We start from the raw sequence: 21975 nt of genomic DNA, 5'->3' as shown, positions 1-21975 counted from the left end.
AATTATATTTTCTTCGCTGCTCTTAATTTTGCTGATCTTGCCCTTACATTTAGAGATATCTCTTTATCTGATGGTATTTCCGCTTTATTAGTAATAATCTTAAGCCATTTATCCGGGTTCAATATAACATCTTCTTTAGCGTATTTTGACCTTGCTACTGGCTTTTCTGAATTTTCTTTGAAAAAATTCTTAACTATTCTGTCTTCTAACGAATGAAACGAAACAACAACTAAACGACCATCTTTTTTTAGTATATTTTTTACATTCGCTAAGAACTGCTCAAGCTCTCCAAGTTCGTTATTTATATAAATCCTGATGGCTTGAAAAGTCTTAGTTGCAGGGTCAATTTTACCTTTTCTAAAACCTATGCAGCTACGCACTATATCAGCTAACTTTCCAGTACTGTCAATCCTTGCGGCTTTTCTTACTTCTACAATTTTCTTAGCAATCCTTCGGGAAAAAGTCTCATCACCATATTTATAAATTACATCCGCAAGCTCTTTTTCTTCTGCGGTATTTATAAACTCTTCGGCACTAAGCCCCTGCCCACTCATACGCATATCTAAAGGTCCGTCATGTAAAAACGAAAATCCACGATCTGGTATATCAAGTTGCATAGAAGAAACACCTAAATCAAGCACTATGCCGTCAAATTTTTTTGATTCGAGCTTTGCAAAACAATTACCAAAATTTGTTTCTACAAAATCAAATCTATCTTTATAATTATGTTTTATCTCTTCTGCTTTCTTAATGACATTTGGATCACGATCCAAAGCTGTGACATAACAATCACAGTTTTCTAATAACGCTTTACTATATCCCCCTGCCCCAAACGTACAATCTAAGTAGGATTCACCGGCTTTTGGTGCTAAAAACTTCAGCATCTCGTTTAACATTACGGGTATATGAGGCTGTTGCATCAATTCGTATTCCTTAAAGTTAAACGTTTCTCGTGGGCAAGCTTTTGAGCAGAAGCTAAATAATCCTTGAAATTTTGCGGTTGCCAAATTTCAAAAATTACTCCTTTACCTACAAAACATACTTGATCCTCAATCCCCGCATGCTGCATTAAAGATGCGGGCAATATCACTCTGCCCTCCCCATCAAATGAAAGCTGTACAGCTTCACCAAATATTATAGTCTCAAAAGCATCACGCTCTTCAGAACACGGATCAAGCGACTCAATCATCTGTCTTAGTTTCTCAATATGGGATATACCGCAAGCTTCTATACAATTATTTCTAATCGATGGATAAGCAATTATCCCATTAAATGCTTCTTTCCCTAATACCGCTCGGTAATTTGCCGGTACTGATACCCTACCCTTTTTATCAATATTATTATTGATAAATTTCGATAAAAATATATTCATTGGTATTATTTGGGTTATCTTGGGATTTAATGGTAAATTACAGGATATTATAGGAATTAAACGTAGTCAAGGGATTTTTAGTGTATAGAATTTAAATTAATTGACTTGAAATATAAAATGAAATAGATAAAATTAGTTTAAAAAATTAAGGATTTTTAAATTGAAAGTTGATGATATTATTAATGAAAAAACAAGTTCTTTGGAACTATCTAAAACAGATAAAGAGAATGAAAAACGCAAACCTGGATATTGTGAAAGAAAGGTTGTTATAAAAGAAGATTTTATGGATTTTTTGAATAAATGCTGTTGGTAAATAAATTCTGTGATAAAGGTAAAAATTGTCTCTTACCTTTATCACTTATTTTTAATACTAAACTCAAGGGATATTAAAATTATTAACCTGTTTTTCTAATTTTTCAAAATGGCGTAATCCTAGATAATAGAATATTGTTACAGGTACCATAATCATTAATATTCCTATATATCCAAAAATTTCCGTTAAATAAGCAAGTCCAAATGACGTAATGATATACATAAGTGCACGTGATATAGCAAATATAAAGCTAGTATGCGTGAAGCGTTTAAATACCGGAAAATGTTTATAAAAAATTGCCGTAGCTGGAAAATAACCAGGAGCAAATATAATTGAATTAGCATTAAATAATTAGGAGCTAAATTCTGCATTATTATAGGTGAAAAACAAAGAAATATTACAAAAATATAAAATGTTGTTCTTAATATTTTTAAAGGGTATATTTTATAGCTAAGATAAGTTAATAATATGCCACCGATAACATCTCCAATTGAAATAAAAAAATTATGTTTAATAACCTCAGCAGGGCTATATCCAAAAACTTCTGTTAAAATATTTCCACAGTAAAAATAAGCAAAATAAAGCCATACGGGTCCAGTACATTGAATTACAAAATAAGAAATAAAAGTTTTTAAATTCGTTTTTTGTTTTAAAATATCATTATTATCGATTTGTTTTGGGTCTAAACCGGTTTTTTCTAGACTAGATTTTATTCTTCGCTTTGCATCAATAAAGTCAGGAGTTTCTTTAAGCGTTGTACGTGCCATAGTACCGGTAATAGCTACCAACGCACCAAATAACGCCAATTTAAATTTCCGGAAGTTACGATAGTAGCTACTCCAAGTGCTGCTAAAGTTCCAAGTGTAGAAAAAATTGTGACTGACGCTACAGCAGGATATTGCATAGGAGGTTTTACCATTTCCGTAATATAAAGTTCAGCACCAACTACCTCAGTAGAGGAGGAAATACCTTGAATAGCTCTAAAAAGTGTAACCATTATTGTAGCAGCAAAACCTATTTCATCATAAGAAGGAAGAATAGCCATACCAATACAGGTGCAAGCCATCATTATAGTCGTAATTATAATTACCGGTTTACGCCCTATATTATCCCCTATCCAGCCAAATAGTAATGCCCCAAAAGGTCTAAATACAAATGTTGAACAATACGCAAAAGCAGAAAGTACTTTTATTGAATGAGGATTATCAGGAGAGAAAAATATTTTATTAAGTAATACAGCCATATGAACATATAACATCAAATCAAAATATTCTAAAAAATTTCCTATGGATAATAAACTTATAGCCTGTTTTTGTTTTCTACTTAAACTTGTCTGCTCTTTTTGATATCCTAACATAATTCCTTTATAAAAAAATAAACTGCAAATAAAGAGTTATATTTTTTTATATGTAAGTCAACAAAAAAGTAAAGAATTAGTAAGAAATATTTACAAAATTTAAAGCTTCTTTAACTAATGGAATAGTTATTTTTCTCTTAGAAGTTAACGCAAAGTTATTGATATACTCTAATATTTCTAAAATTTTGTTATATTCTCTAGGCAAATTTACTAATAAAAAATCTATTACTATTTGTGATATTGTTACAGAAGATGTAGCAAAATGTTTAAATATTAAAATTTTAATTAATTCATCATCAGGAGGATAAAGCAGAACATTTAATACAGAATTAATACGTGATGATAGATCAGGTAAGGTAAAATTTTTACCTTTATTATTAGATGTAAGCAAAAGATATTTTTGCTTTTCATTAATAAGATTAAATAGATGCAGCAACGCTGTTTCCTGCCAATTTTCTATATACTCAATAATGAAAGCATTATGATTTGCTAAAATCTTATCATCAAAAAAAATATCTTTAATTACATAAGCATTGCTTAAATTTTGCCATATTTTGGTTAGATAGGTTTTGCCTGAAGAGGCAGGACCCTTTATTAGTAAAGTAAACTTATAAGGATTAACGCCAAAGCTATTCTGCCAATTTTGTAAAGCATTATAAGCTAGAGCATTAGACTCAGAAACAATAAATTCCTCAGGGTGATATTTTGAAGAATTATTAAAAGGAAATATATATTGCATTTATAAAATTTTTTAACGTCATTGCGAGGAAAGACTTAAGTCTTAACGAAGCGATCTCGTCAAACTTCCTGAGATTGCTTCGTCGCTACGCTCATCGCAATGACGATATACCACAACATTTCTAAATATACTTACTATTCTCTTCCTTAATAAGCTCTATCAACTGCTCAATCGATAATACTTCCTGCTCGGTAGTTCCAAGTCTTCGAATAGTTACTTGTTTATTCTCTTTTTCTTGTTTTCCAATTACCGCAATCATTGGTACTTTCTGGTTAGAAAATTCACGAATTTTATAGTTAATTTTATCGGGTGATATATTAATATCGACTCGCACGCCACTCTCAATTAAAGCTTTTTGTACTTCTAAAGCATAATCGTTTAAATCACTTGTAATGGTAGCTATTGCAACCTGTACAGGAGCAAGCCATAAAGGAAAACGTCCTGCATATTCTTCGATTAATATCCCAATAAAACGCTCAAGCGAGCCAAGTATTGCTCTATGTAACATCACAGGTCTTTTTTTCTCACCACTTGCTGCAACATAGCTAGCATCTAAACGCTCAGGCAAAACAAAATCCATTTGCAGAGTTCCACATTGCCATTGACGCCCTATTGCATCGGTTAACACAAATTCAAGCTTAGGACCATAAAAAGCACCCTCGCCCGGGTTTAGTGTATAGCTATAACCGGCTTTCTCTACTGCCTCTTTTAAAGCATTCTCAGCCTTATCCCAAGTCTTATCGCTACCAGCTCTAACCTCCGGTCGATCAGAGAATTTTACTTTTATATCAGTAAAACCGAAATCCTTATAAACCTCTGTCAGTAACTTACAAAAGCTAACTGTTTCCTCAGTAATTTGTTCCTCGCTGCAAAATATATGTGCATCATCCTGCACTAAACTTCGCACTCTCATTAACCCGTGTAAAGCACCTGACGCCTCATTACGATGGCATAAGCCAAACTCTGACATACGAAGCGGCAAATCTCGATAGCTCTTAATACCCTGCTTAAAAATCTGTACGTGACAAGGACAGTTCATCGGCTTTAAAGCAAGCGTCTTGTCGTCTGTTTCTAAAGCAAACATATCATCACGGAACTTTTCCCAATGCCCCGAAAGCTCCCAAAGACTCTTATCAACTAAAACAGGGGTCTTAACCTCAATATAACCATTTTTGCGAATCTTTCTTCTAATATATTGCTCAATAGTATTATATACACTCCAACCCTTATCATGCCAAAATACCATTCCTTGAGCTTCTTCCTGAAAATGGAATAAATCAAGCTCTTTTCCTAATTTTCTATGGTCACGCTTTTCAGCTTCTTCAAGCATGAATAAATAACTATCTAGCTGCTCTTTAGTAGCCCAAGCTGTACCATATATACGCTGTAATACCTCATTTCGGCTATCACCACGCCAATAAGCTCCCGCAACTTTCATCAGTTTGAAATGTTTAACAAAGCCGGTAGATGGAGCGTGTGGACCTCGGCATAAATCAATAAAGTTACCTTGCCTGTATAAACTAATAGGCTCATTTGACGGGATGGAGGCAATAATTTCAGCTTTGTAATGCTCACCTATCGATTTAAAAAATTCTACAGCCTTTTCTCTGTCCCATAATTCTCTTGTTACTTTCTCATTCTTTTTAACAAGCTCATGCATCTTAGCTTCTATAACCGCTAAATCATCAGTAGTAAAAGGTTTATCCCTAGCGAAATCATAGTAATAACCATTTTCGATAGCAGGACCGATTGTTACTTGCGTTTCAGGAAATAATTCTTTTACCGCTTCCGCTGTTAAATGTGCAGCATCATGCCTTATAACTTCAAGACATTCAGGATCTTTAACAGTCAAAATACGCAATTTACAATCACTATCAATTTGAGTACTTAAATCTTTAAGCTCACCATTAATCTCAGCAATCATTGCTGCTTTAGCAAGCGATGTTGAAATAGACTCAGCTATCTCAAATGCGGTAATATTCTTTTCAAACTGTTTTACACTCCCATCAGGGAAAGAAATATTTATCATTTTTTATTCTAACTTATTTTTCTTTTAAACGATCAGCTATTAATTTATATGATTCATAAGCTTTAGCTGGGTCTTTTTCTAGCAATTCAAATCCTAGTCTTTCATTACTATTAATATGCCATAATTTACAAGTATCAGGGCTAATTTCATCAGTTAACATTACCAAAGATTCCTCACCGGTAAATACCCGTCCAAATTCAAGGCTGCATTCAACAAGCCTAATACCGATGCCGATGAACAAACCGCTTAGGAAGTCATATATACGCAAAGCTTGCTTTTTAACTGTATTAATTTCATCTTTAGTTAACCAACCAAAATTTAATATTTGATGTTCATTAACTATCGGATATTTAAACTCACGACTTTTTACTTTAAAGTCAATTATTGGCTTATCAAATACAAAGCCTTCATCCATGCCAAATTCTTTTACAAACCTACCGCACGCAACAGAAGATACGACTACTTGCAGAGGAAACATCTCAACATATTGAATTAACTGCTCTCTCATATTCAGCTTTTCAATAAAATGATTTTCAATGCCAATCATTTCAAGCTTATTCATTACAAAAGAAGAGATATTATTATTAAGCACTCCTTTGCCTGATACATCAATAATTTCACCATTTTCTAAAGTAGCTCTATCAGAAAAAGCCATTACAAGCAAAAACTCTTCTTCAGAAGTATATAGGGTTTTACTTGAACCTTCATATAGTTTTTTTTTCATATATTATTTTTTAAAATTTATTTAGCGTCATTGCGAGGAAAAACTACAAGTTTTGTACGTGTGCAATATAGTTAAAAAATGCTATAAATTAGCATTTTTTATTATTTTTCTGGCTCTAGTTCCGAAACCACGTTATGACATTTAAAGGCTTCTGAATCCCCGCATATGCTAAGAATGACATTGTGGATATTTTTCGACCATGCAACAAAGCCCCTTTGTACAATAATATATAAAAGAAGTCTAAGGCTTTTTTAGCAACTCAATTGTTTTCGAAAAGTCCAAAATATACTCTTCTTGCTTTTCTAAATCTTTGATTTTGAGTTTGTTATTTACTTGTTCTTTGTCACCGATAAAGACAATGAATTTGGCATTATCATTTAAAGCTCTTTGCATTCTTTTTGCCATTTTACCACTTACTTCTATCAACGCAGATATGTTATGTAAGCGTAATTGATCGGCTATTTTTAAAGAATGCGGAATATTATTCTCACCTATTGGCAATACAAATATTGGAGTTACCGAATCTATATTATATTCCCGCATCAAGGCTATTCGTTCAATTCCTGCTGCAAAACCTATCGCTGGTACTTCATCGTTATTGCCCATAATGCGACTAAGCCCATCATAACGCCCGCCGGCAAGAATAGTGGATTGGCTTCCTAGCTTTGTAGTCGTAAATTCAAAAGCAGTATGGCAGTAATAATCAAGTCCTCTAACTAGGCGTGCATTTATGGTGTATTTTATGCCTAAAATATCAAGATATTTTAATAGCTCTTCGAAATATTCTTTTGACTCATCAGTATAATACTCTGATAAAATAGGGGCATTTGCTATTATTTTTTGATCGATTTCGCTTTTAGAATCAAGAATCCGCATCGGGTTTTTAGTTAGCCTTATTTTACTATCTTCTGATAATTCATCCTTAAAGTCATTTAGATATTCTACTAATTTTTGCTGATAAGTAGCACGTGACTGACTGCAACCAAGAGAGTTTAGCTCTAAAGTAGTATCGGCTAAAACCTCTAAACTTTCAAGTATATCTACTGCTAATTTTAAGGTTTCAGCGTCAGAGATTGCTCCTTTAGCCCCTAAATATTCATAATTTAGCTGGTGGAATTGTCTTTGACGCCCTGCTTGCGGTCTATCATAACGAAAAACAGGACCAGTAGAAAATAATTTGAGAGGTAGTTTATGCTGCAAGCCGTTAGAAATAAAAGCTCTTACAATCCCTGCTGTAAATTCAGGACGTAGTGCTACTGATTCATCGCTTTTATCTAAAAAGCTGTAGATTTCTTTACTAATTACGTCAGAGCTTTCACCCATTGAGCGATTAAAGACTTTGGTATATTCGAGTACTGGCGTACTCATTTGCTTATAGCCATATAATTCCCCAACCTCTTTTGCTTTATTGATTATATAATCATGAACTTTATAATCATCCGGCAAAAGATCTTTCATTCCTCGAAGTGGTTGGAGTTTATCAGTCATTGTACTAGTTTTGTTTTTTTGGTTTTGATGTCATTGCGAGGAAAAATTAAAAATTTTGACGAAGCAATCTCAGGAATTTTCGTATTATTTCATGAGATTGCCACGTCGGTTATTAAAATAACCTCCTCGCAATGACGGACATTAGCTATATTTCTTTTTTCATAAAAAATGATCTCACAATATATAAAACAAATATCGTAACAAACCAAATTAATAAAGCACGTCCTGCAGTATGTAAATTAAATTCACCATCAAATACTTGAATAAATAACAAATATACACATGCACATATAATAAAAGGAGCAATAATATATACCAAAGGACATTTAAAAGGTCTTTGAGCATTCGGTAGTCTTGTTCTAAACAACAACACTATTGTTGCAACAGTTATGTAGTCAATAATTGCTCCCATCGAAGTTAATTGGGTCAATAATTCCGTTGAACAAAATCCTCCAAGAATAGCAGCTAAAGATGCAAATATTATAATTGTAATGTATGGGCTATCGTACTTAGGATGTAATTTTGCAAAGCTTTTTGGTAGTAACCCATCACGTGCGATAGCGTAAAAAATACGTGAAGTACCATAAATATTCATCATTAACACCGTCATCATACCGCAAACTGCACCGGTTGCAACGATAGCTGAGCCGATTTTACTGTTGTTGATAGTTAAAGCATAAGCAAGCGGTTGATCGTTATTTAACTGATCAAAAGGTGCAATACCCGTAACAAGACCTGCCATTGCTACATATACTATAGTAGTTAAAATGAGCGAGCCGATAATACCGATCATTATATCACGCTTTGGGTTTTTACACTCTTCGGCAGCAGTTGCAATTGTTCCAAATCCTGTAAAGGCTAAGAATAAAATAGATGCACCAACTAAGACATTACTAAAACCAAACGGCATAAAATTGCTCCAATTAGTTGCATCAAAATGTGGAGCAGCAGCAATTATAAAGACGAATATCGCCGCCATTTTAACAAATACTAAAATAGCATTTAATTTTTTACTGTCTTTAGTACCTAAAAATAGAATGAACCCAATAAATACCGAAATTAAAAATGCAGGTAATTTTACTATACCGCCATTTGTCGGCACTGTAGTTAAAGCTTTCGGCAACTCAATTCCACCAGCTGCGAGTATCCCTTGTACGTAACCAGACCAACCGGCAGCAACTATTCCTGAAGCAACTCCTAACTCTAATATTATAACGCTACCAATCATCCAAGCAAATACTTCACCGAATGCAACATAGGAATAAGTATAAATACTACCGGATGTCGGAAGCATTGCCGCAAGCTCAGTGTAAACAAAAGCTACAAAAATACAGGTAATACCTGCAATTGCGTATGATAACATTACAGCAGGACCTGCATATTTAGCGGCTATTATGCCGGTAACAACGAACACGCCGGTACCAATCATAGCACCAAGTCCAAGTAGTATTAGGTCAAATGCTCCAAGAGTCTTACTAAGACCGCTCGAGCTACCTATTTCCTTTACTGATTCAAAACTTTTCTTTCTTAAAAAACTCATTAGTTTCTCCTGTTTTTAGTGAGCTTATTTTTTTATGAATTATGTGTTTAATGTCACTCCGCAACTTGATTGCGGAGTCTTGTGTCGCAGACTGCGTCCTAAGATCCCGTGGTCAAGCCACGGGATGACACATCCCTAGTAATCCAGCCGCCGCCAAGTACTCTTGTGCCGTCATAAATAACGCATGCTTGTCCAGGGGCAACAGCCTTTTCTTCAGACAAAAACTTTACTTTCATTCTGTCACCCTCAAGCTTACTTATTTCAGCTAAACGAGGGGGTCTTGTTGAGCGGACTTTAACGCTTACTTCCAGCTTCTCGCCATCTTTTAGGCTACCGGCTAGCCAATTCACGTCCTTAATTACGAATTCCTGCACGTTTAACGCAGATTCTGGACCTACATATACTATATTACTATTAGGATCAATCTTTATCACATATAAAGGCTCGTGGTAAGATATCCCAAGACCACGTCGTTGTCCTATAGTATAGTTAATTATGCCGCTATGAGTTCCTAACTCAAAACCATTTATATGCAGAATCTTACCGCTTTCGCTTGCATTAGGACGCATCTTATTTATTACGTTCTTATAATTCCCATCAGGTACAAAGCAAATATCTTGGCTGTCAGGCTTATCTGCCACCTCAAGCCCAAATTTACTAGCAAGTTTTCTTGTTTCGTCTTTAGTAAGACTTCCAAGCGGGAAATCCAAATATTCAAGCTGTTCTTTAGTAGTTGCAAATAAAAAATAACTTTGATCTTTTAAAGGGTCAAGCCCCATATGAAGTTCTGGACCATTATCACCATTTATTTTTCGTACGTAATGACCTGTAACAAGTTTATCAGCTCCAAGTTCTTTAGCAGTTTTGATTAAGTCCCTGAATTTTACTGATTTATTGCATTGTACGCATGGCAGAGGCGTCTCACCTCGCAAATAGCTATCAACAAAATTATCTATTACCGATTCTTTAAATTTACTTTCATAATCAAGCACATAATGAGGCATGCCAAGCTTGTTTGCTACCATTTTAGCATCATAAATATCCTGACCTGCACAACAAGCATTTTTTTTGCCCACAGCCATACCATGATCGTATAATTGCAGGGTAATACCTATTACATTATAGCCTTGTTCGCACAATATCCCAGCAACCACTGAACTATCAACGCCGCCAGACATCGCAACGACTAAAGTAGACTGTCTATTGTTTGAGTTAATCATAAGAACTTCTAAACAAACAGCAAGTTATACTAGATTTACGATAAATTACAACCAATTATTTATGAAAAATTTAAATTTTAATGTTACTTTTTTTCTGCTATTATTATACATACTGAATAAATACTAATGTGCAGATGTTTAAAAAACACCTTAAAAGAATTAAAAGAAGTTATTTTGGTTTCTTAAAAGGAACAGTTAGAATAAATGATGATATAGTAAATTGTTCTTTCGAATCTGATTGGGAAATAAGCAATGATTAGCATAAAAACTAGAAAACCATTACACTAAACTTTAATTCAAATTAAAAGCTAATAATATGTCGTTGCAATATAAAAAATCCCTTAAAACTTTATGTAAAACGTTTGCTGCATTAATATTTATTTATTTGGTGCTTGTTATTTTAGAATATGCTCGCCAAGGTTTTATAAATGATTTATCGATGCAGAAAGTGGATTTATCAGTTCAAAACTCAATAAAAGAACCTATTTATTTAGTTTCTTATGCTGATGGTGCAGAACATATTTATCGTAACCAGAATGCGACAAGTCATTATGCGATTAATAAAGGTATAGACTTTATACTTAATTATAAGAAAAAACATATTGATCAAACATTTATTGAAAAACATCAAGAAATTTTTAATGAAAAAGCAGGAGCGGGTCTATGGTTATGGAAACCCTATATTATACTTGAAACAATGAAAAATGCTCCCGAGGAAGCTATTATAGTATATTTAGATTCAGCTTTTATTATCAAACAACATATTAGCAATCTGACTAATCTGTTAGGCAATAATGATGTATTACTGGTACATGATCGTGATCGTAAAAACGGCAGTTTTGTAAAAGGCGAAAGCTTTGCCTTGATGAATTGCCTTAATGAAGAATGTAGAAATGATGATCATATTTGGAGTGCGGTTATTGTAGTACGTAATACTAAGCTTGCTCGCTCCTTTATTGAAAAATGGCTAAAAAGTTGTGAGGATATTAGAGTCCTTTCAGGTAAAGATTATAATATTCATCCTAATTATGACGAATATAAATGGCATCACTCAGACCAGTCAGTGCTTAGCCTTGTATATCACCAAAATCCACAATCAGTTAAAGTAATAGAATATGAAGAGACTACGCCGCTTTTAAGTTGGTTTCATCGTAAAAATTCGAATAGTTCGCCGTTAAAAGCTTGGTATAGCATATATGGTATAGATCCAATAATTAACTTTAATACTAATGGTAAAGCATTGCCGTCTACAGCTCTTATAAATACTTCACCAATAGTTAAATTACGTAAATGGATTATTGAGTATACTCGTTAAACTTTGATGTCATTTCTGCATAAGCATTGCTCGCGTGGATCATTTTCCCCTGTCATCCCGTGATTTATTCACGGGATCCAGCTAAAAAATACTAATAAAATTAGTATTTTTTATTATTTTTCTGGATTCCCGCCTCCGCGGGAATGACATCAGAATCATACTTTCTCATAAGCTTTAATTCTTTATTTAGATCAATATTTTTATACTTATCTAATATATTTCGGGCTTTTTCTATATTTGAATGAAAAGTTGATACTATTAATTCTGAATCATTATATTTTATTGTTACCTCATCACCTGTTTTGAGTTTTAACTTTTTCCTAACTTTTATAGGAATTGCAAGTCTACCATTATTATTAATATAACTTTTCTGTACTATCATAAAAATAATTGTTTTCTTAGATTTTACTGTTTTTAATAGAATTAATCAATTAATTAAAATCTTATGTTTTGATAATTCCTTATTTTTTAACATCTCGTACTTTGAAAAAGCTATAAGACAAGGTAAGTACTTTTACATCTCTCATTTCAGGATCGTTTTCGAAATCCTTATCTATATAAAACGTGACTGGCATTAAAACTTTCTCACCGGCTTTTAATAATTGTTCTTCGAAACAAAAACAATGAATCTTTACAAAATATTTTCCTGCTTTATTAGGAGTAACGTTATAAATTGAAGTTCCTATAATATCGTTACTACTTAAATTTTCTGTTTCATAAAAAACTAAAGTATTTTGTCCCGGAACAATCTGCACTCTCTGCTGTCTTGGAATAAAACGCCAAGGTAGATTTTTATCGACATTAGCATCAAACTCAATAATTATAGGTCTAGTTCCTTTGACTTTAGAGTAGATACTTACTGTTTCTCTATTAGTAGTACCGCCATATCCCGTAACTTTACAAAATAAGTTATAAAGCGGTACGGCAGCAAAGCTAAGTAGTACCATGCTAATTATTAGTCCTAATAAGGAAAACGCTAAATTCTTATTAGATTTTTTAGACATTATTTGATTTTATTTAAAAATACTCTAGAAATAGTTTATTTTAGAACATATATATGATATTATAAAGAAAATTAATTGGTAAGGTTAGTAATGACTAGTAATATTAATGCATTAGCAATCTCTAGTGAATCAGGCTTTTATAGCTACTTACAGAAAATTAACAAAATTCCTTCACTAACGCAAGAAGAAGAGTTTTTGCTGGCTAAATCTTACTTAGAGCAGAATGATCTGCAAGCGGCACATAAGTTAGTAACTAGCCATCTTAAGTTAGTTGCAAAAATTGCAACTGGTTATAGAACTTATGGTCTTCCTGTTACCGAATTAGTATCGGAAGGTAATATAGGTTTAATGCAAGCAGTAAAAAAATTCAATCCTGAGCTTGGTTTTCGTTTATCAACTTATGCTATGTGGTGGATTAAAGCAGCTATTCAAGAATATATATTAAAATCTTGGTCATTAGTAAAGATGGGTACGACTGCTGCACAGAAAAAATTATTTTTCAGCCTTAGTAAAATTAAAAATAAAATCACTAATTTATATTCAAGAGCTATTACAAGCGATGATTTTGTCCAAATCGCTGATGAATTAGGCGTTTCAGTTAGTGAAGTTTCTGATATGAATATCAGGCTTTCCGGTTCTGATTTATCATTAAATAATACTATAAATAATGATGATGCAAGTTCAGGTGAATTGATAGAATTACTACCTGAAACACGCCCAAGCCCTGAAGCTATAGCCATTAGTAAAGAAGATATGACTCATAAGAGAGCTTTATTATCTAGTGCTATGAAAGTTTTAAACGCCAGAGAATTACGTATTTTAACAGAGCGTAAATTGCAAGATACTCCTAAAACTCTCGATGTTTTAAGTAGTGAATATAATATTTCTAAAGAACGTATTAGACAAATAGAAAACACCGCTTTTGAGAAGATAAAGAAATTTATTTTGAGTAGTGATGCTATTAAAGCTAATTAGGTTTTTAATAGGAAAACATAAGTATACTCGATGAACTTGAAAAATTGGCTACGTCGTCTTATAAGATCTGTGGTGCTCACGTACTATTTGTACGCTCCGCTCCTCGACTTATATACTCCTTGCTCTTTTCCAAGTTGATCTTCGTATACTCAACTCTTCATTTATTAGGGGTATACATAAACCTATTTATATTAAAGGTAAGAAAAGCAAGGTAGTATTAATTTCAGAAGAAGATTATCGTAATATGGAAGAAACTTTATATTTACTATCTATTCCAAATATGCATAAGTCTATAACCGAAGGACGAAAAGAACCAATAGAAAAGTGTAGCAATAAACTAGATTGGTAATTTTTTATAAATGTATATAATTCGCTAGGTTCTGTGAACATTTCTAATTGATTTTCAATTTTGAGCTATTTTTTAGCGAAAATTAATAAGATTTTTGCCGGAATAGTTATTCATATTTCAAAAAAATCTTATAATTTGCAGCAAAAAAGAGCCGAAATTAAATCTTTTTAGAAATGTTCACAGAGCCTATACTAAACAAGCACAAAAAGATGCTAAAAAAATAGCACGAGCTGGTTTAAATATGTTCGTCATTGCGAGGAAATTACGTTAGTAATTGACGAAGCAATCCAGTTAAAAAATGCTAATTTTTAGCATTTTTTTTTTATTTTTCTGTTTCTATATTCCTTTTTGCTCACAATGACATTATTATGAAACAACCAGTAGTATACATTATTACTAACAAAAGAAATGGTACTCTGTATGTTGGAGTAACTTCTAATCTTACTAAACGTATATATGAGCATAAAAATGAACTTTTAAAAGGATTCTCTAAAAAGTATGATTGTAAAATGCTGGTGTTTTATGAGTTACATGACACTATGATATCAGCAATCACAAGGGAAAAGCAAATAAAAGGCGGTTCAAGAAAAAGAAAGTTGGAACTTATTGAAGAAATAAATCAAGAATGGAGAGATTTATATGAAGAGATTATTTAACTGGATTGTGTACGTACCATTACTGACGTAATTTCCTCGCAATGACGGTGTAAGTATTATGAACAAAATCTCAGCTTTTATCATTACTAAAAATGAAGCTGCAAGGATAGAACGGGCTATAAATAGCGTAAAAAACATTGCTGATGAGGTGATAGTTGTAGATAGCGAAAGTACTGATGAGACTGTAGCAATCGCTGAAAGCTTAGGAGCTAAGGTAGTAGTAAAGCCATGGCTTGGTTATGTAGGGCAGAAATCTTTTGCTGAAGATCTATGTAAAAACGATTGGATTCTTAATATTGATGCTGATGAAGAACTTTCTAAAGAGTTGCAAGACGAAATAGAATATATCTTTGCCTCTCAAAATCAAGATCGTTATTTGGCTTATCAGATAAAGCTTTTAATAATGCATCGTAATGATACACGCCCTAGAATTTTTGCCCCTTATAATAAATGCACTAGATTGTATAATAAAAAATTTGCTAGTTTTGCAAATACTATAAATAGCACCACTCATGATTCGGTAGTGTTTAATAAGGATGTTGATTTTGCAAATAAAATCTATACATTAAATGAAGCTGCTTATCACTATTCAGGTACTTCGATCGAGCAGCTAGTAGCTAAAGCAAATTTTTATTCCGGTGAGCAAGCAAAAGATTTAATTAAGCAGGGTAAAAAACCATCGAATATTCGAATAGCAACCGAAATGATATGGTGGTTTTTCAAAGCATTTTTTATTAGAAGATATTTTGTGTTCGGCTTTGATGGTTTTGTAGATTCAATGATTTTTGCTTTTGCAAGATTTTTGCGGCTTGCGAAGTTGAGAGAGTCATCACTGCAATGTAATCCCGCAACTCGATCGCAGGATCTCAAGACACAGTTTGTTATACAAGATCCCGTGGACAAGCCACGGGATGACAATATTGTATGACGATTTAGAAAATAAAAAAGTAATTATGAAAGAAAATTTTAACGTTAGTAAATTAAAGAATGGTTTAACGATTTTAACATATAATATGCCTTATGTTAATTCGGTAGCAATAAATTTGATAGCCAAAGTTGGTAGCCGTTATGAAAATCCGGAAGAAGAAGGAATATCACATTTCCTTGAACATATGGCTTTTAAAGGTACTAAAACCAGAACAGCAAAGCAAATAGCTGAAGAGTTTGATTCTATAGGCGGACATTTTAATGCTTATACCGGTCATGAAAAGACAGTATATTATTCAAGAGTGTTATCTGAAAATTGTAATAAAGCACTAGCAATAATTGCTGATATAGTACAAAATTCTGCTTTTGCTGAAAAAGAGATAGCAAAGGAGTATCAGGTAATTTTGCAAGAAATAGCACATGCTCAAGATAATCCTGATGATTTAGTATATGAAAAGTTTTATAATAGTGTGTTTAAAGATCAGCCGCTTGGTAAACCGATACTTGGAACAAGCAAAACCCTTGAGACTTTTAATAAGGATCATTTCTTAAACTTTACAGGTAAACATTATAATGCTGAGAACTTTTATTTATCGATTGCAGGTAATGTTGACCATGAAGAAATAGTAAAAGAAGCAGAACGTTTATTTTCTTCTTTAACACAAGGAAAGAAAAGTAATTTTTCACCTGCAAAATATATAGGCGGTCATAGCTTTATAAATAAAGATTTAGAACAAACTACTTTAATATTAGGATTTGAAGGAACATCTTACATTAATTTAGAAAGGCTTTACCAAACTCAGCTACTTGCTATAATATTTGGCGGTGGGATGTCTTCAAGATTATTCCAACATATTCGTGAAAAATTAGGACTTGCATATGCTGTAGGAAGTTATAATAGTCCCTATTTTGATAGCGGAGTATTTACTATTTATGCAAGTACAGCTCACGATAAATTAGAGCTATTAGCCGCAGAGCTGAAGAATGAAATAAAGAGAATGACAGAGCAAGTAAAACAAGAAGAGATCGAAAGAGCTAGAACACAAATCCGCAGTAATTTACAAATGGCTCAGGAAAAAGTAGCTTATAAATCAGAAGAGATAGGCAAAAATTATGCTGTTTTCGGTAAATATATCTCTCCTGAAGAGATTATGGAAATTATCATGAATATAAAAGCCGAGGATATTATACAAACAGCAGCTAGAATATTTAGTACTAACGCTACATCTGCTGTTATTGGTCCTAATAGCTTAAGCGGGTTTTAGTGATTTTGTTACGTAAATACTAAATACGCCATTGCGAGTGGGCATTGCCTGCGTGGACCATTTTCCCCTGTCATCCCGTGATTTATGAACTAGAGCCAGTTAAAAATACTAATAAAATTAGTATTTTTTATTATTTTCTGGATCTAGTTCCCAAGCAACTAGATGACACCGATCACGTTTTTCGATCTACACAACAATGCCTTGCGAGTGAGCGTGGCAATCTCAGGAGTATCATACTGTTTCATAAGATTGCCATGCTCATTTTATTCGCCGAACTCATGACGATTTTGTACACTTAATATCAAGCGAAAATTCATTACCCATAAATCTAGGTTATTAAGCCTTTCACTTGTGAATTCCATAATTTTTGATAAAGCTTACTATTTTTTAACAGCTCTGAGTGGCTACCGTCTTCAGTGATACTACCTTTATCAAAAACTAAAATTCTATCCATATTAAGCAAAGTCGATAATCTATGAGCAATAACTATCACAGTTTTATTTTGCATTAAATATTCCATTGATTCTTGAATTAAGCTTTCTGTTTCGCTATCTAGACTACTTGTTGCTTCATCAAGAATTAGGATAGGTGCGTTTTTTAAGATAGCCCTTGCTATAATAACTCTCTGACGCTGACCACCTGAGAGGTTATTGCCACGCTCGCCGCACATAGTATCGTACCCTTCTGGTAACTTACTAATCACCTCATGTATATGAGCGGCTTTTGCTGCTTCAACTACCTCCTCAAATGATGCTTCTTTACGACCATATCTAATATTTTCTAAAATAGTACGATGGAAAAGTATCGGTTCTTGTGGGATAAGGCTAATAGCTTTTCTTAAAGAATCTTGCGTTACATTTTTGATATTTTGACCATCAATTAAAATCATACCATCTTCGATGTCGTGTAATCTGGTAATTAAGCTAATGAAAGTTGTTTTACCTGATCCAGAAAACCCAACTAATCCTACTTTCTGCTTACTTGGAATTAATACTGATTTATTACGGAATAAGTTATTATTATGATGATAATTAAAGGTAACGTTTCTAAATTCAACGATGCCGTCTTTTATATCTAAAGGAGAGGCGTTTTCTATATCGGTTATAATATGTGGTCCCATTAACGATAGACCTTGGTTAAAAGCTCCTACTTGTTCAAACATATCACCGATTTCTTGGGTTAAATCCCAAATATTATCTGACACATTTATGCATAATGTTAACACCAGCACACAATCACCTATGGTTATAGCGAGTTCACTACGAAGTGTTGAGAGGTAGTAAATCATGACAAAAATCATTATCGAGCAGGAAGTGCCAAGAGCATAACGCAGCTTGAACATAAAAAACTGCATAGTTTGCTCATCAGCTATGGCATTCTCTACTCTTGTTTCCAAATGTTGACGCTCAAATTTATGTGAGGTGAACATTCTAACCGCATTAATATTGCTGATTGCATCAACAATACTACCAGCGACAAGCGATTGGCTTCGTGCATAATTTAGCGAATATCTATTAATGTTACCTGAAAATAAAACGCTAAGCCCTAAGAAAACTGTAATCCATATAATAAATATGGTGGCAAAAATATAATGTACCGAATATAGAGCAACTAATGCAAAAGCAATAATTGCAAGCTTACGGAGAATTTTCTCACCAAATATCGAAATTATCATTTCAAATGATCTAGCAGTCTCAGTAATTCTATTGCTAATATGCCCTGCTAAATTGTCTTGAAAGAATTTATGGCTGTGATACTGGGTATAATTATAAAGCTCATTTAATATCTTTCCTTTAATAACCGGCATGGTTTTTAAATATAAATAATCGTATGAGCGGTAAGCGATATTAATTCCCTCCCACCAAAGGGCATAAAATACTGCCCAATAAATCATTGAAGATAAAAGATTATGTGCATTAGCGTCACTAAATGACTCAATTAAATCGATAATCTTTTGCAATAATATACTATCAACTGCCGGAATCATACCAAATATGATACAACTAGCAGTTAATAAGAGAATTTTAACTTTATCGAATTTTAAAAAATAAATACCTAAACTAAGCGTCGATTTGGATAAAGTAGGATATTTTATCACTATAATGTTACCTCATATTTTAAGAAAGCAGTGTATTTAACTTAATTTTTTTGTAAAAATATACCTAAAACTATTAAATATATTGAAAACTCTTGCTTCTTGTATTAAATAGTGTTACAAAAATCAGAAAATAAACTCAAAATCATTAGAAATGCAAGAAAAAGAATTATCTAATAATTTTTTAGAAGAACAAGAAGACATGAAAGATGATAATTCTCCATTCTTCGATGTAAAATATATTTGCCAAGCAAGCCTGTTAATTACTGATTCTATCCGTAAAGGATATGATGTTACGCAATTGCCAAACGGTGATGTTAATGTTACAGAAGTAAGAATAGTAAATGTTCATTATAATTGGAACTCCGAAAAAGGAAAATTTGTTAAAACTAATCAGATAGAATTTGATAATAGCAAAGGCGGATAATTAAATCAAATACAGAAATTTATTAGTTATGGTTTTGTAATATATGGAATTTGATCAAGTATTATTATCAAGAATTCAGTTTGCTTTTACCATAAGCTTTCATATCATATTTCCAGCATTTACTATAGGTCTTGCAAGCTTTCTGGCAGTCATTGAGGGGTTATGGTTAAAAACAGGAAAAACTGTTTATCAGGAAATATATAAATTCTGGGTAAAGATTTTTGCAGTTACTTTCGGTATGGGCGTAGTTTCTGGCGTCGTAATGTCCTATCAATTTGGCACTAATTGGTCGAATTTTTCTGATAAGGTAGGCAACGTACTTGGTCCATTACTCGGCTTTGAAGTTTTTACCGCTTTCTTTTTAGAATCCTCCTTTCTCGGCATCATGTTATTTGGCTTTAATAAAGTCAGCAAAAAAGTACATTTTATTTCTACTTTAATAGTTGCCATTGGCACTGTTATCTCGGCTTTTTGGATACTTTCAGCCATTAGCTGGATGCATACCCCTACCAGCTTTGAAATTAGGGATGATGGGCTTTTTTATCCTTTAAATTGGCTTGAGATTATCTTCAATCCTTCTTTCCCATATCGTTTTCTTCACATGCTTACGGCAGCTTATCTAACCACTTCGTTTGTTATTGGCGGCGTAGGGAGCTTTTATTTGCTAAATAATCGCTATAAAGAACATGCTAAAATTATGCTTTTTATGGCAGTATTAATGGCACTATTTGTTGCTCCTGTACAAGTATTTATTGGTGATCAGCATGGCTTAAATACTCTTAAATATCAGCCTGTTAAAGTTTCGGCTATGGAAGGAATTTGGGACACAGAAAAAGGGGCAGCTTTAAATATTATTGGCTTTCCGGATAAAGAAGAGGAAAAAACAAAATATGCTGTGCAAATACCATATGCTAGTAGCTTAATCTTAACTCATAGCTTAGATGGTGAAATAAAAGGACTAAAAGAATGGTCAAGAGACGAACGTCCACCGGTTGCTACAGTATTTTATAGCTTTCGTATTATGGTCGGGATTGGTTTTTTAATGGTATTTACTGGCATCGCCGGATTATATCTTTATTTAAAGAAAAGATTATATAATGCTAAATGGTTTCAATATTGGTATATTTTAATGTCACCATCAGGCTTTATTGCAGTTTTAGCCGGCTGGTTTGTCACTGAAGTAGGCAGACAACCTTATATTGTCTATAATATTTTAAGAACTGCCGATATGGCATCACCGGTGCTAGGCAAATATGTATTTATTTCTTTGATGGCTTTTATAGTAGTATATACGATTGTTTTCGGGGCAGGAATGTATTACATATTACGCCTAATCAAACAAGGAATAAAAGCCATAGATAATTCAGAAACATACGGAAAACTTGGCTTAAATAATCCTTTCTAAATTTCTGCTTTCAGCTTTTTTCACTTCTGCTTTTTTTAAGGTATTAGCTTCGATCATAAGCCATTTTAAGCGGTCTTCATAAGTGTTTCGCTCTTCCTCGTTAAAATTCATAACCTCAAGTACAGTCAAGGCTTTCTTTAAAACTTTATTATCCAATTCTTTTGGCAGCCTATCTTTGTTTAATAAATCATGGCGAGTTAAAAAAGCTAGCCATATATCAAGAGAATCTTTAACCTTTTTTACTATATCTGTTAGCTCTTCTTTAGCATTAGTAAATTTATTTAGTTCTATTGTATGTAACTCTATATCTTCAAAATATACTAAGCCGGTTACTCTATCTCTTAACTCAAAGGCACTATGATAGTTTGCAGTATTCGGAATACTAGTAAAATTTAGTATATGAATACCTATTGTTTTATTTAATTTCGAATAGTCATCACCGGCTTTTAATTGTTCTGCATATAATTTAGACCAATAATATAAGGCTCTTTTATCATAATCAGCTTCATCGGTCACTTGTATTTCGATATTAAACATTTTACCAGTTTCACTTTTAGCTTTGACGTCAAGAATAGATAATTTATCTGCTGCAAAATTTTTCGGATTATATGGATTAAGAAGCGTTACTTCTACAATTTGATCTTTTTCACTAACTATTGAATTAATAAGTGATATCAATAAATCCTTATTCTCCTCTACTCCGAAGATTTTTTTAAACGCTAAATCTACTCTTGGATTAACTTTGTACATATCTCTTTTACTATTCTATTTAATA

General features: G+C 32.9%; 21 protein-coding genes and 2 pseudogenes. 10 read left to right on the top strand and 13 right to left on the bottom strand.

What is annotated here, in order from left to right:
- Positions 1 to 2: 2 nt before the first annotated feature.
- Together rsmH and mraZ are read right to left on the bottom strand one after the other, a co-directional pair.
- Entirely contained in the window at positions 3 to 920 is a 918-nt protein-coding gene (gene rsmH / locus AAHF54_RS02815) for a 16S rRNA (cytosine(1402)-N(4))-methyltransferase RsmH (RefSeq protein ID WP_341789214.1), read from the bottom strand.
- On the bottom strand, positions 920 to 1372 hold the full coding sequence (mraZ, locus tag AAHF54_RS02810; RefSeq protein WP_342170181.1) for a division/cell wall cluster transcriptional repressor MraZ: 453 nt from the start codon (positions 1370 to 1372) through the stop codon (positions 920 to 922). Before mraZ ends, rsmH begins: the two co-directional genes overlap by 1 nt.
- 160 nt (positions 1373 to 1532) lie before the next feature.
- On the opposite strand from mraZ, the gene AAHF54_RS02805 reads away from it, so the two are divergent.
- On the top strand, positions 1533 to 1685 hold the full coding sequence (locus AAHF54_RS02805) for a hypothetical protein (protein WP_341789062.1): 153 nt from the start codon (positions 1533 to 1535) through the stop codon (positions 1683 to 1685).
- 63 nt (positions 1686 to 1748) lie between these two features.
- Here the strand turns inward: AAHF54_RS02805 and AAHF54_RS02800 are convergent.
- From AAHF54_RS02800 to mnmA, 7 genes and pseudogenes are all read right to left on the bottom strand, one after another.
- Positions 1749 to 3042, bottom strand: a pseudogene (locus AAHF54_RS02800) (MFS transporter).
- A 76-nt stretch (positions 3043 to 3118) separates the two neighbouring features.
- The gene (locus tag AAHF54_RS02795) at positions 3119 to 3781 is read right to left on the bottom strand and encodes an HdaA/DnaA family protein (protein ID WP_342170180.1); all 663 of its coding nucleotides are present in this window, start codon (positions 3779 to 3781) and stop codon (positions 3119 to 3121) included.
- A gap of 121 nt (positions 3782 to 3902) precedes the next feature.
- The gene (thrS, locus tag AAHF54_RS02790) at positions 3903 to 5810 is read right to left on the bottom strand and encodes a threonine--tRNA ligase (RefSeq protein WP_341794974.1); all 1908 of its coding nucleotides are present in this window, start codon (positions 5808 to 5810) and stop codon (positions 3903 to 3905) included.
- Positions 5811 to 5823: 13 nt separating this feature from the next.
- Positions 5824 to 6534: a phosphoribosylaminoimidazolesuccinocarboxamide synthase gene (locus AAHF54_RS02785; protein WP_341789057.1), complete on the bottom strand. Its 711-nt coding sequence runs from the start codon at positions 6532 to 6534 to the stop codon at positions 5824 to 5826.
- A 240-nt stretch (positions 6535 to 6774) separates the two neighbouring features.
- Positions 6775 to 8022 (bottom strand): histidine--tRNA ligase, encoded by a 1248-nt coding sequence (hisS, locus tag AAHF54_RS02780; RefSeq protein WP_342170179.1) that lies wholly within the window; start codon positions 8020 to 8022, stop codon positions 6775 to 6777.
- Positions 8023 to 8167: 145 nt separating this feature from the next.
- Positions 8168 to 9562, bottom strand: coding sequence for an amino acid permease (locus AAHF54_RS02775; protein ID WP_342170178.1), 1395 nt, complete (start codon positions 9560 to 9562; stop codon positions 8168 to 8170).
- A gap of 98 nt (positions 9563 to 9660) precedes the next feature.
- Positions 9661 to 10782: a tRNA 2-thiouridine(34) synthase MnmA gene (mnmA, locus tag AAHF54_RS02770; protein WP_342170177.1), complete on the bottom strand. Its 1122-nt coding sequence runs from the start codon at positions 10780 to 10782 to the stop codon at positions 9661 to 9663.
- A 134-nt stretch (positions 10783 to 10916) separates the two neighbouring features.
- Between mnmA and AAHF54_RS02765 the strand changes: the two genes are divergently transcribed.
- A complete protein-coding gene (locus AAHF54_RS02765; protein WP_341789053.1) occupies positions 10917 to 11042 on the top strand; it encodes a hypothetical protein in 126 nt (41 codons plus the stop codon).
- Between the two features lie 56 nt (positions 11043 to 11098).
- Complete coding sequence (locus AAHF54_RS02760) at positions 11099 to 12097, top strand: hypothetical protein (protein ID WP_342170176.1); 999 nt, start codon at positions 11099 to 11101, stop codon at positions 12095 to 12097.
- Between the two features lie 100 nt (positions 12098 to 12197).
- On the opposite strand, the gene AAHF54_RS02755 is transcribed toward AAHF54_RS02760, so the two are convergent.
- Together AAHF54_RS02755 and AAHF54_RS02750 are read right to left on the bottom strand one after the other, a co-directional pair.
- Positions 12198 to 12479: an AbrB/MazE/SpoVT family DNA-binding domain-containing protein gene (locus AAHF54_RS02755; RefSeq protein ID WP_341789051.1), complete on the bottom strand. Its 282-nt coding sequence runs from the start codon at positions 12477 to 12479 to the stop codon at positions 12198 to 12200.
- Between the two features lie 79 nt (positions 12480 to 12558).
- Positions 12559 to 13101 (bottom strand): cytochrome c oxidase assembly protein, encoded by a 543-nt coding sequence (locus AAHF54_RS02750; protein ID WP_341789050.1) that lies wholly within the window; start codon positions 13099 to 13101, stop codon positions 12559 to 12561.
- Between the two features lie 90 nt (positions 13102 to 13191).
- Between AAHF54_RS02750 and rpoH the strand changes: the two genes are divergently transcribed.
- The 5 genes and pseudogenes from rpoH to AAHF54_RS02720 all read left to right on the top strand — a co-directional run bounded on the left by rpoH (position 13192) and on the right by AAHF54_RS02720 (position 17273).
- Positions 13192 to 14076, top strand: a complete 885-nt coding sequence (gene rpoH, locus AAHF54_RS02745) for an RNA polymerase sigma factor RpoH (RefSeq protein ID WP_011477198.1) — start codon at positions 13192 to 13194, stop codon at positions 14074 to 14076.
- A gap of 172 nt (positions 14077 to 14248) precedes the next feature.
- A pseudogene (locus tag AAHF54_RS02735) lies at positions 14249 to 14425 on the top strand (type II toxin-antitoxin system Phd/YefM family antitoxin); the annotation flags it as partial.
- 368 nt (positions 14426 to 14793) lie between these two features.
- Positions 14794 to 15081 carry a GIY-YIG nuclease family protein gene (locus tag AAHF54_RS02730; RefSeq protein ID WP_341789049.1) on the top strand — a complete coding sequence of 96 codons (288 nt, stop codon included), beginning with the start codon at positions 14794 to 14796 and terminating at the stop codon, positions 15079 to 15081.
- Positions 15082 to 15139: 58 nt separating this feature from the next.
- Positions 15140 to 16009, top strand: coding sequence for a glycosyltransferase family 2 protein (locus AAHF54_RS02725; protein ID WP_341789048.1), 870 nt, complete (start codon positions 15140 to 15142; stop codon positions 16007 to 16009).
- Between the two features lie 25 nt (positions 16010 to 16034).
- The gene (locus AAHF54_RS02720) at positions 16035 to 17273 is read left to right on the top strand and encodes a pitrilysin family protein (protein ID WP_341789211.1); all 1239 of its coding nucleotides are present in this window, start codon (positions 16035 to 16037) and stop codon (positions 17271 to 17273) included.
- Positions 17274 to 17601: 328 nt separating this feature from the next.
- On the opposite strand, the gene AAHF54_RS02715 is transcribed toward AAHF54_RS02720, so the two are convergent.
- Positions 17602 to 19371, bottom strand: coding sequence for an ABC transporter ATP-binding protein (locus AAHF54_RS02715; RefSeq protein WP_342170175.1), 1770 nt, complete (start codon positions 19369 to 19371; stop codon positions 17602 to 17604).
- Positions 19372 to 19522: 151 nt separating this feature from the next.
- Between AAHF54_RS02715 and AAHF54_RS02710 the strand changes: the two genes are divergently transcribed.
- Together AAHF54_RS02710 and AAHF54_RS02705 are read left to right on the top strand one after the other, a co-directional pair.
- A complete protein-coding gene (locus AAHF54_RS02710) occupies positions 19523 to 19795 on the top strand; it encodes a DUF2671 domain-containing protein (protein ID WP_341789046.1) in 273 nt (90 codons plus the stop codon).
- 43 nt (positions 19796 to 19838) lie between these two features.
- Positions 19839 to 21200, top strand: coding sequence for a cytochrome ubiquinol oxidase subunit I (locus AAHF54_RS02705; RefSeq protein ID WP_341789045.1), 1362 nt, complete (start codon positions 19839 to 19841; stop codon positions 21198 to 21200).
- Here AAHF54_RS02705 and AAHF54_RS02700 read toward each other — a convergent pair.
- On the bottom strand, positions 21183 to 21950 hold the full coding sequence (locus AAHF54_RS02700; protein WP_342170174.1) for an Rpn family recombination-promoting nuclease/putative transposase: 768 nt from the start codon (positions 21948 to 21950) through the stop codon (positions 21183 to 21185). The two genes, AAHF54_RS02705 and AAHF54_RS02700, sit on opposite strands and share 18 nt — an antisense overlap.
- Between the last annotated feature and the right edge of the window lie 25 nt (positions 21951 to 21975).

Origin of the sequence: Rickettsia endosymbiont of Seladonia tumulorum (assembly GCF_964030815.1) — a bacterium.
Classification (GTDB): Bacteria; Pseudomonadota; Alphaproteobacteria; order Rickettsiales; family Rickettsiaceae; genus Rickettsia.
The sequence above is the reverse complement of the archived record's forward strand: the minus strand, read 5'-3'. Positions and strand labels throughout refer to the sequence as shown.

What these genes read in the sequence shown, in the direction of transcription:
- rsmH (WP_341789214.1), bottom strand. Translation starts at nt 920, where the DNA reads ATGCAACAGCCTCATATACCCGTAATGTTAAACGAGATGCTGAAGTTT.
- mraZ (WP_342170181.1), bottom strand. Translation starts at nt 1,372, where the DNA reads ATGAATATATTTTTATCGAAATTTATCAATAATAATATTGATAAAAAG.
- AAHF54_RS02795 (WP_342170180.1), bottom strand. Translation starts at nt 3,781, where the DNA reads ATGCAATATATATTTCCTTTTAATAATTCTTCAAAATATCACCCTGAG.
- thrS (WP_341794974.1), bottom strand. Translation starts at nt 5,810, where the DNA reads ATGATAAATATTTCTTTCCCTGATGGGAGTGTAAAACAGTTTGAAAAG.
- AAHF54_RS02785 (WP_341789057.1), bottom strand. Translation starts at nt 6,534, where the DNA reads ATGAAAAAAAAACTATATGAAGGTTCAAGTAAAACCCTATATACTTCT.
- hisS (WP_342170179.1), bottom strand. Translation starts at nt 8,022, where the DNA reads ATGACTGATAAACTCCAACCACTTCGAGGAATGAAAGATCTTTTGCCG.
- AAHF54_RS02775 (WP_342170178.1), bottom strand. Translation starts at nt 9,562, where the DNA reads ATGAGTTTTTTAAGAAAGAAAAGTTTTGAATCAGTAAAGGAAATAGGT.
- mnmA (WP_342170177.1), bottom strand. Translation starts at nt 10,782, where the DNA reads ATGATTAACTCAAACAATAGACAGTCTACTTTAGTCGTTGCGATGTCT.
- AAHF54_RS02765 (WP_341789053.1), top strand. Translation starts at nt 10,917, where the DNA reads ATGTTTAAAAAACACCTTAAAAGAATTAAAAGAAGTTATTTTGGTTTC.
- AAHF54_RS02760 (WP_342170176.1), top strand. Translation starts at nt 11,099, where the DNA reads ATGTCGTTGCAATATAAAAAATCCCTTAAAACTTTATGTAAAACGTTT.
- AAHF54_RS02755 (WP_341789051.1), bottom strand. Translation starts at nt 12,479, where the DNA reads ATGATAGTACAGAAAAGTTATATTAATAATAATGGTAGACTTGCAATT.
- AAHF54_RS02750 (WP_341789050.1), bottom strand. Translation starts at nt 13,101, where the DNA reads ATGTCTAAAAAATCTAATAAGAATTTAGCGTTTTCCTTATTAGGACTA.
- rpoH (WP_011477198.1), top strand. Translation starts at nt 13,192, where the DNA reads ATGACTAGTAATATTAATGCATTAGCAATCTCTAGTGAATCAGGCTTT.
- AAHF54_RS02730 (WP_341789049.1), top strand. Translation starts at nt 14,794, where the DNA reads ATGAAACAACCAGTAGTATACATTATTACTAACAAAAGAAATGGTACT.
- AAHF54_RS02725 (WP_341789048.1), top strand. Translation starts at nt 15,140, where the DNA reads ATGAACAAAATCTCAGCTTTTATCATTACTAAAAATGAAGCTGCAAGG.
- AAHF54_RS02720 (WP_341789211.1), top strand. Translation starts at nt 16,035, where the DNA reads ATGAAAGAAAATTTTAACGTTAGTAAATTAAAGAATGGTTTAACGATT.
- AAHF54_RS02710 (WP_341789046.1), top strand. Translation starts at nt 19,523, where the DNA reads ATGCAAGAAAAAGAATTATCTAATAATTTTTTAGAAGAACAAGAAGAC.
- AAHF54_RS02705 (WP_341789045.1), top strand. Translation starts at nt 19,839, where the DNA reads ATGGAATTTGATCAAGTATTATTATCAAGAATTCAGTTTGCTTTTACC.
- AAHF54_RS02700 (WP_342170174.1), bottom strand. Translation starts at nt 21,950, where the DNA reads ATGTACAAAGTTAATCCAAGAGTAGATTTAGCGTTTAAAAAAATCTTC.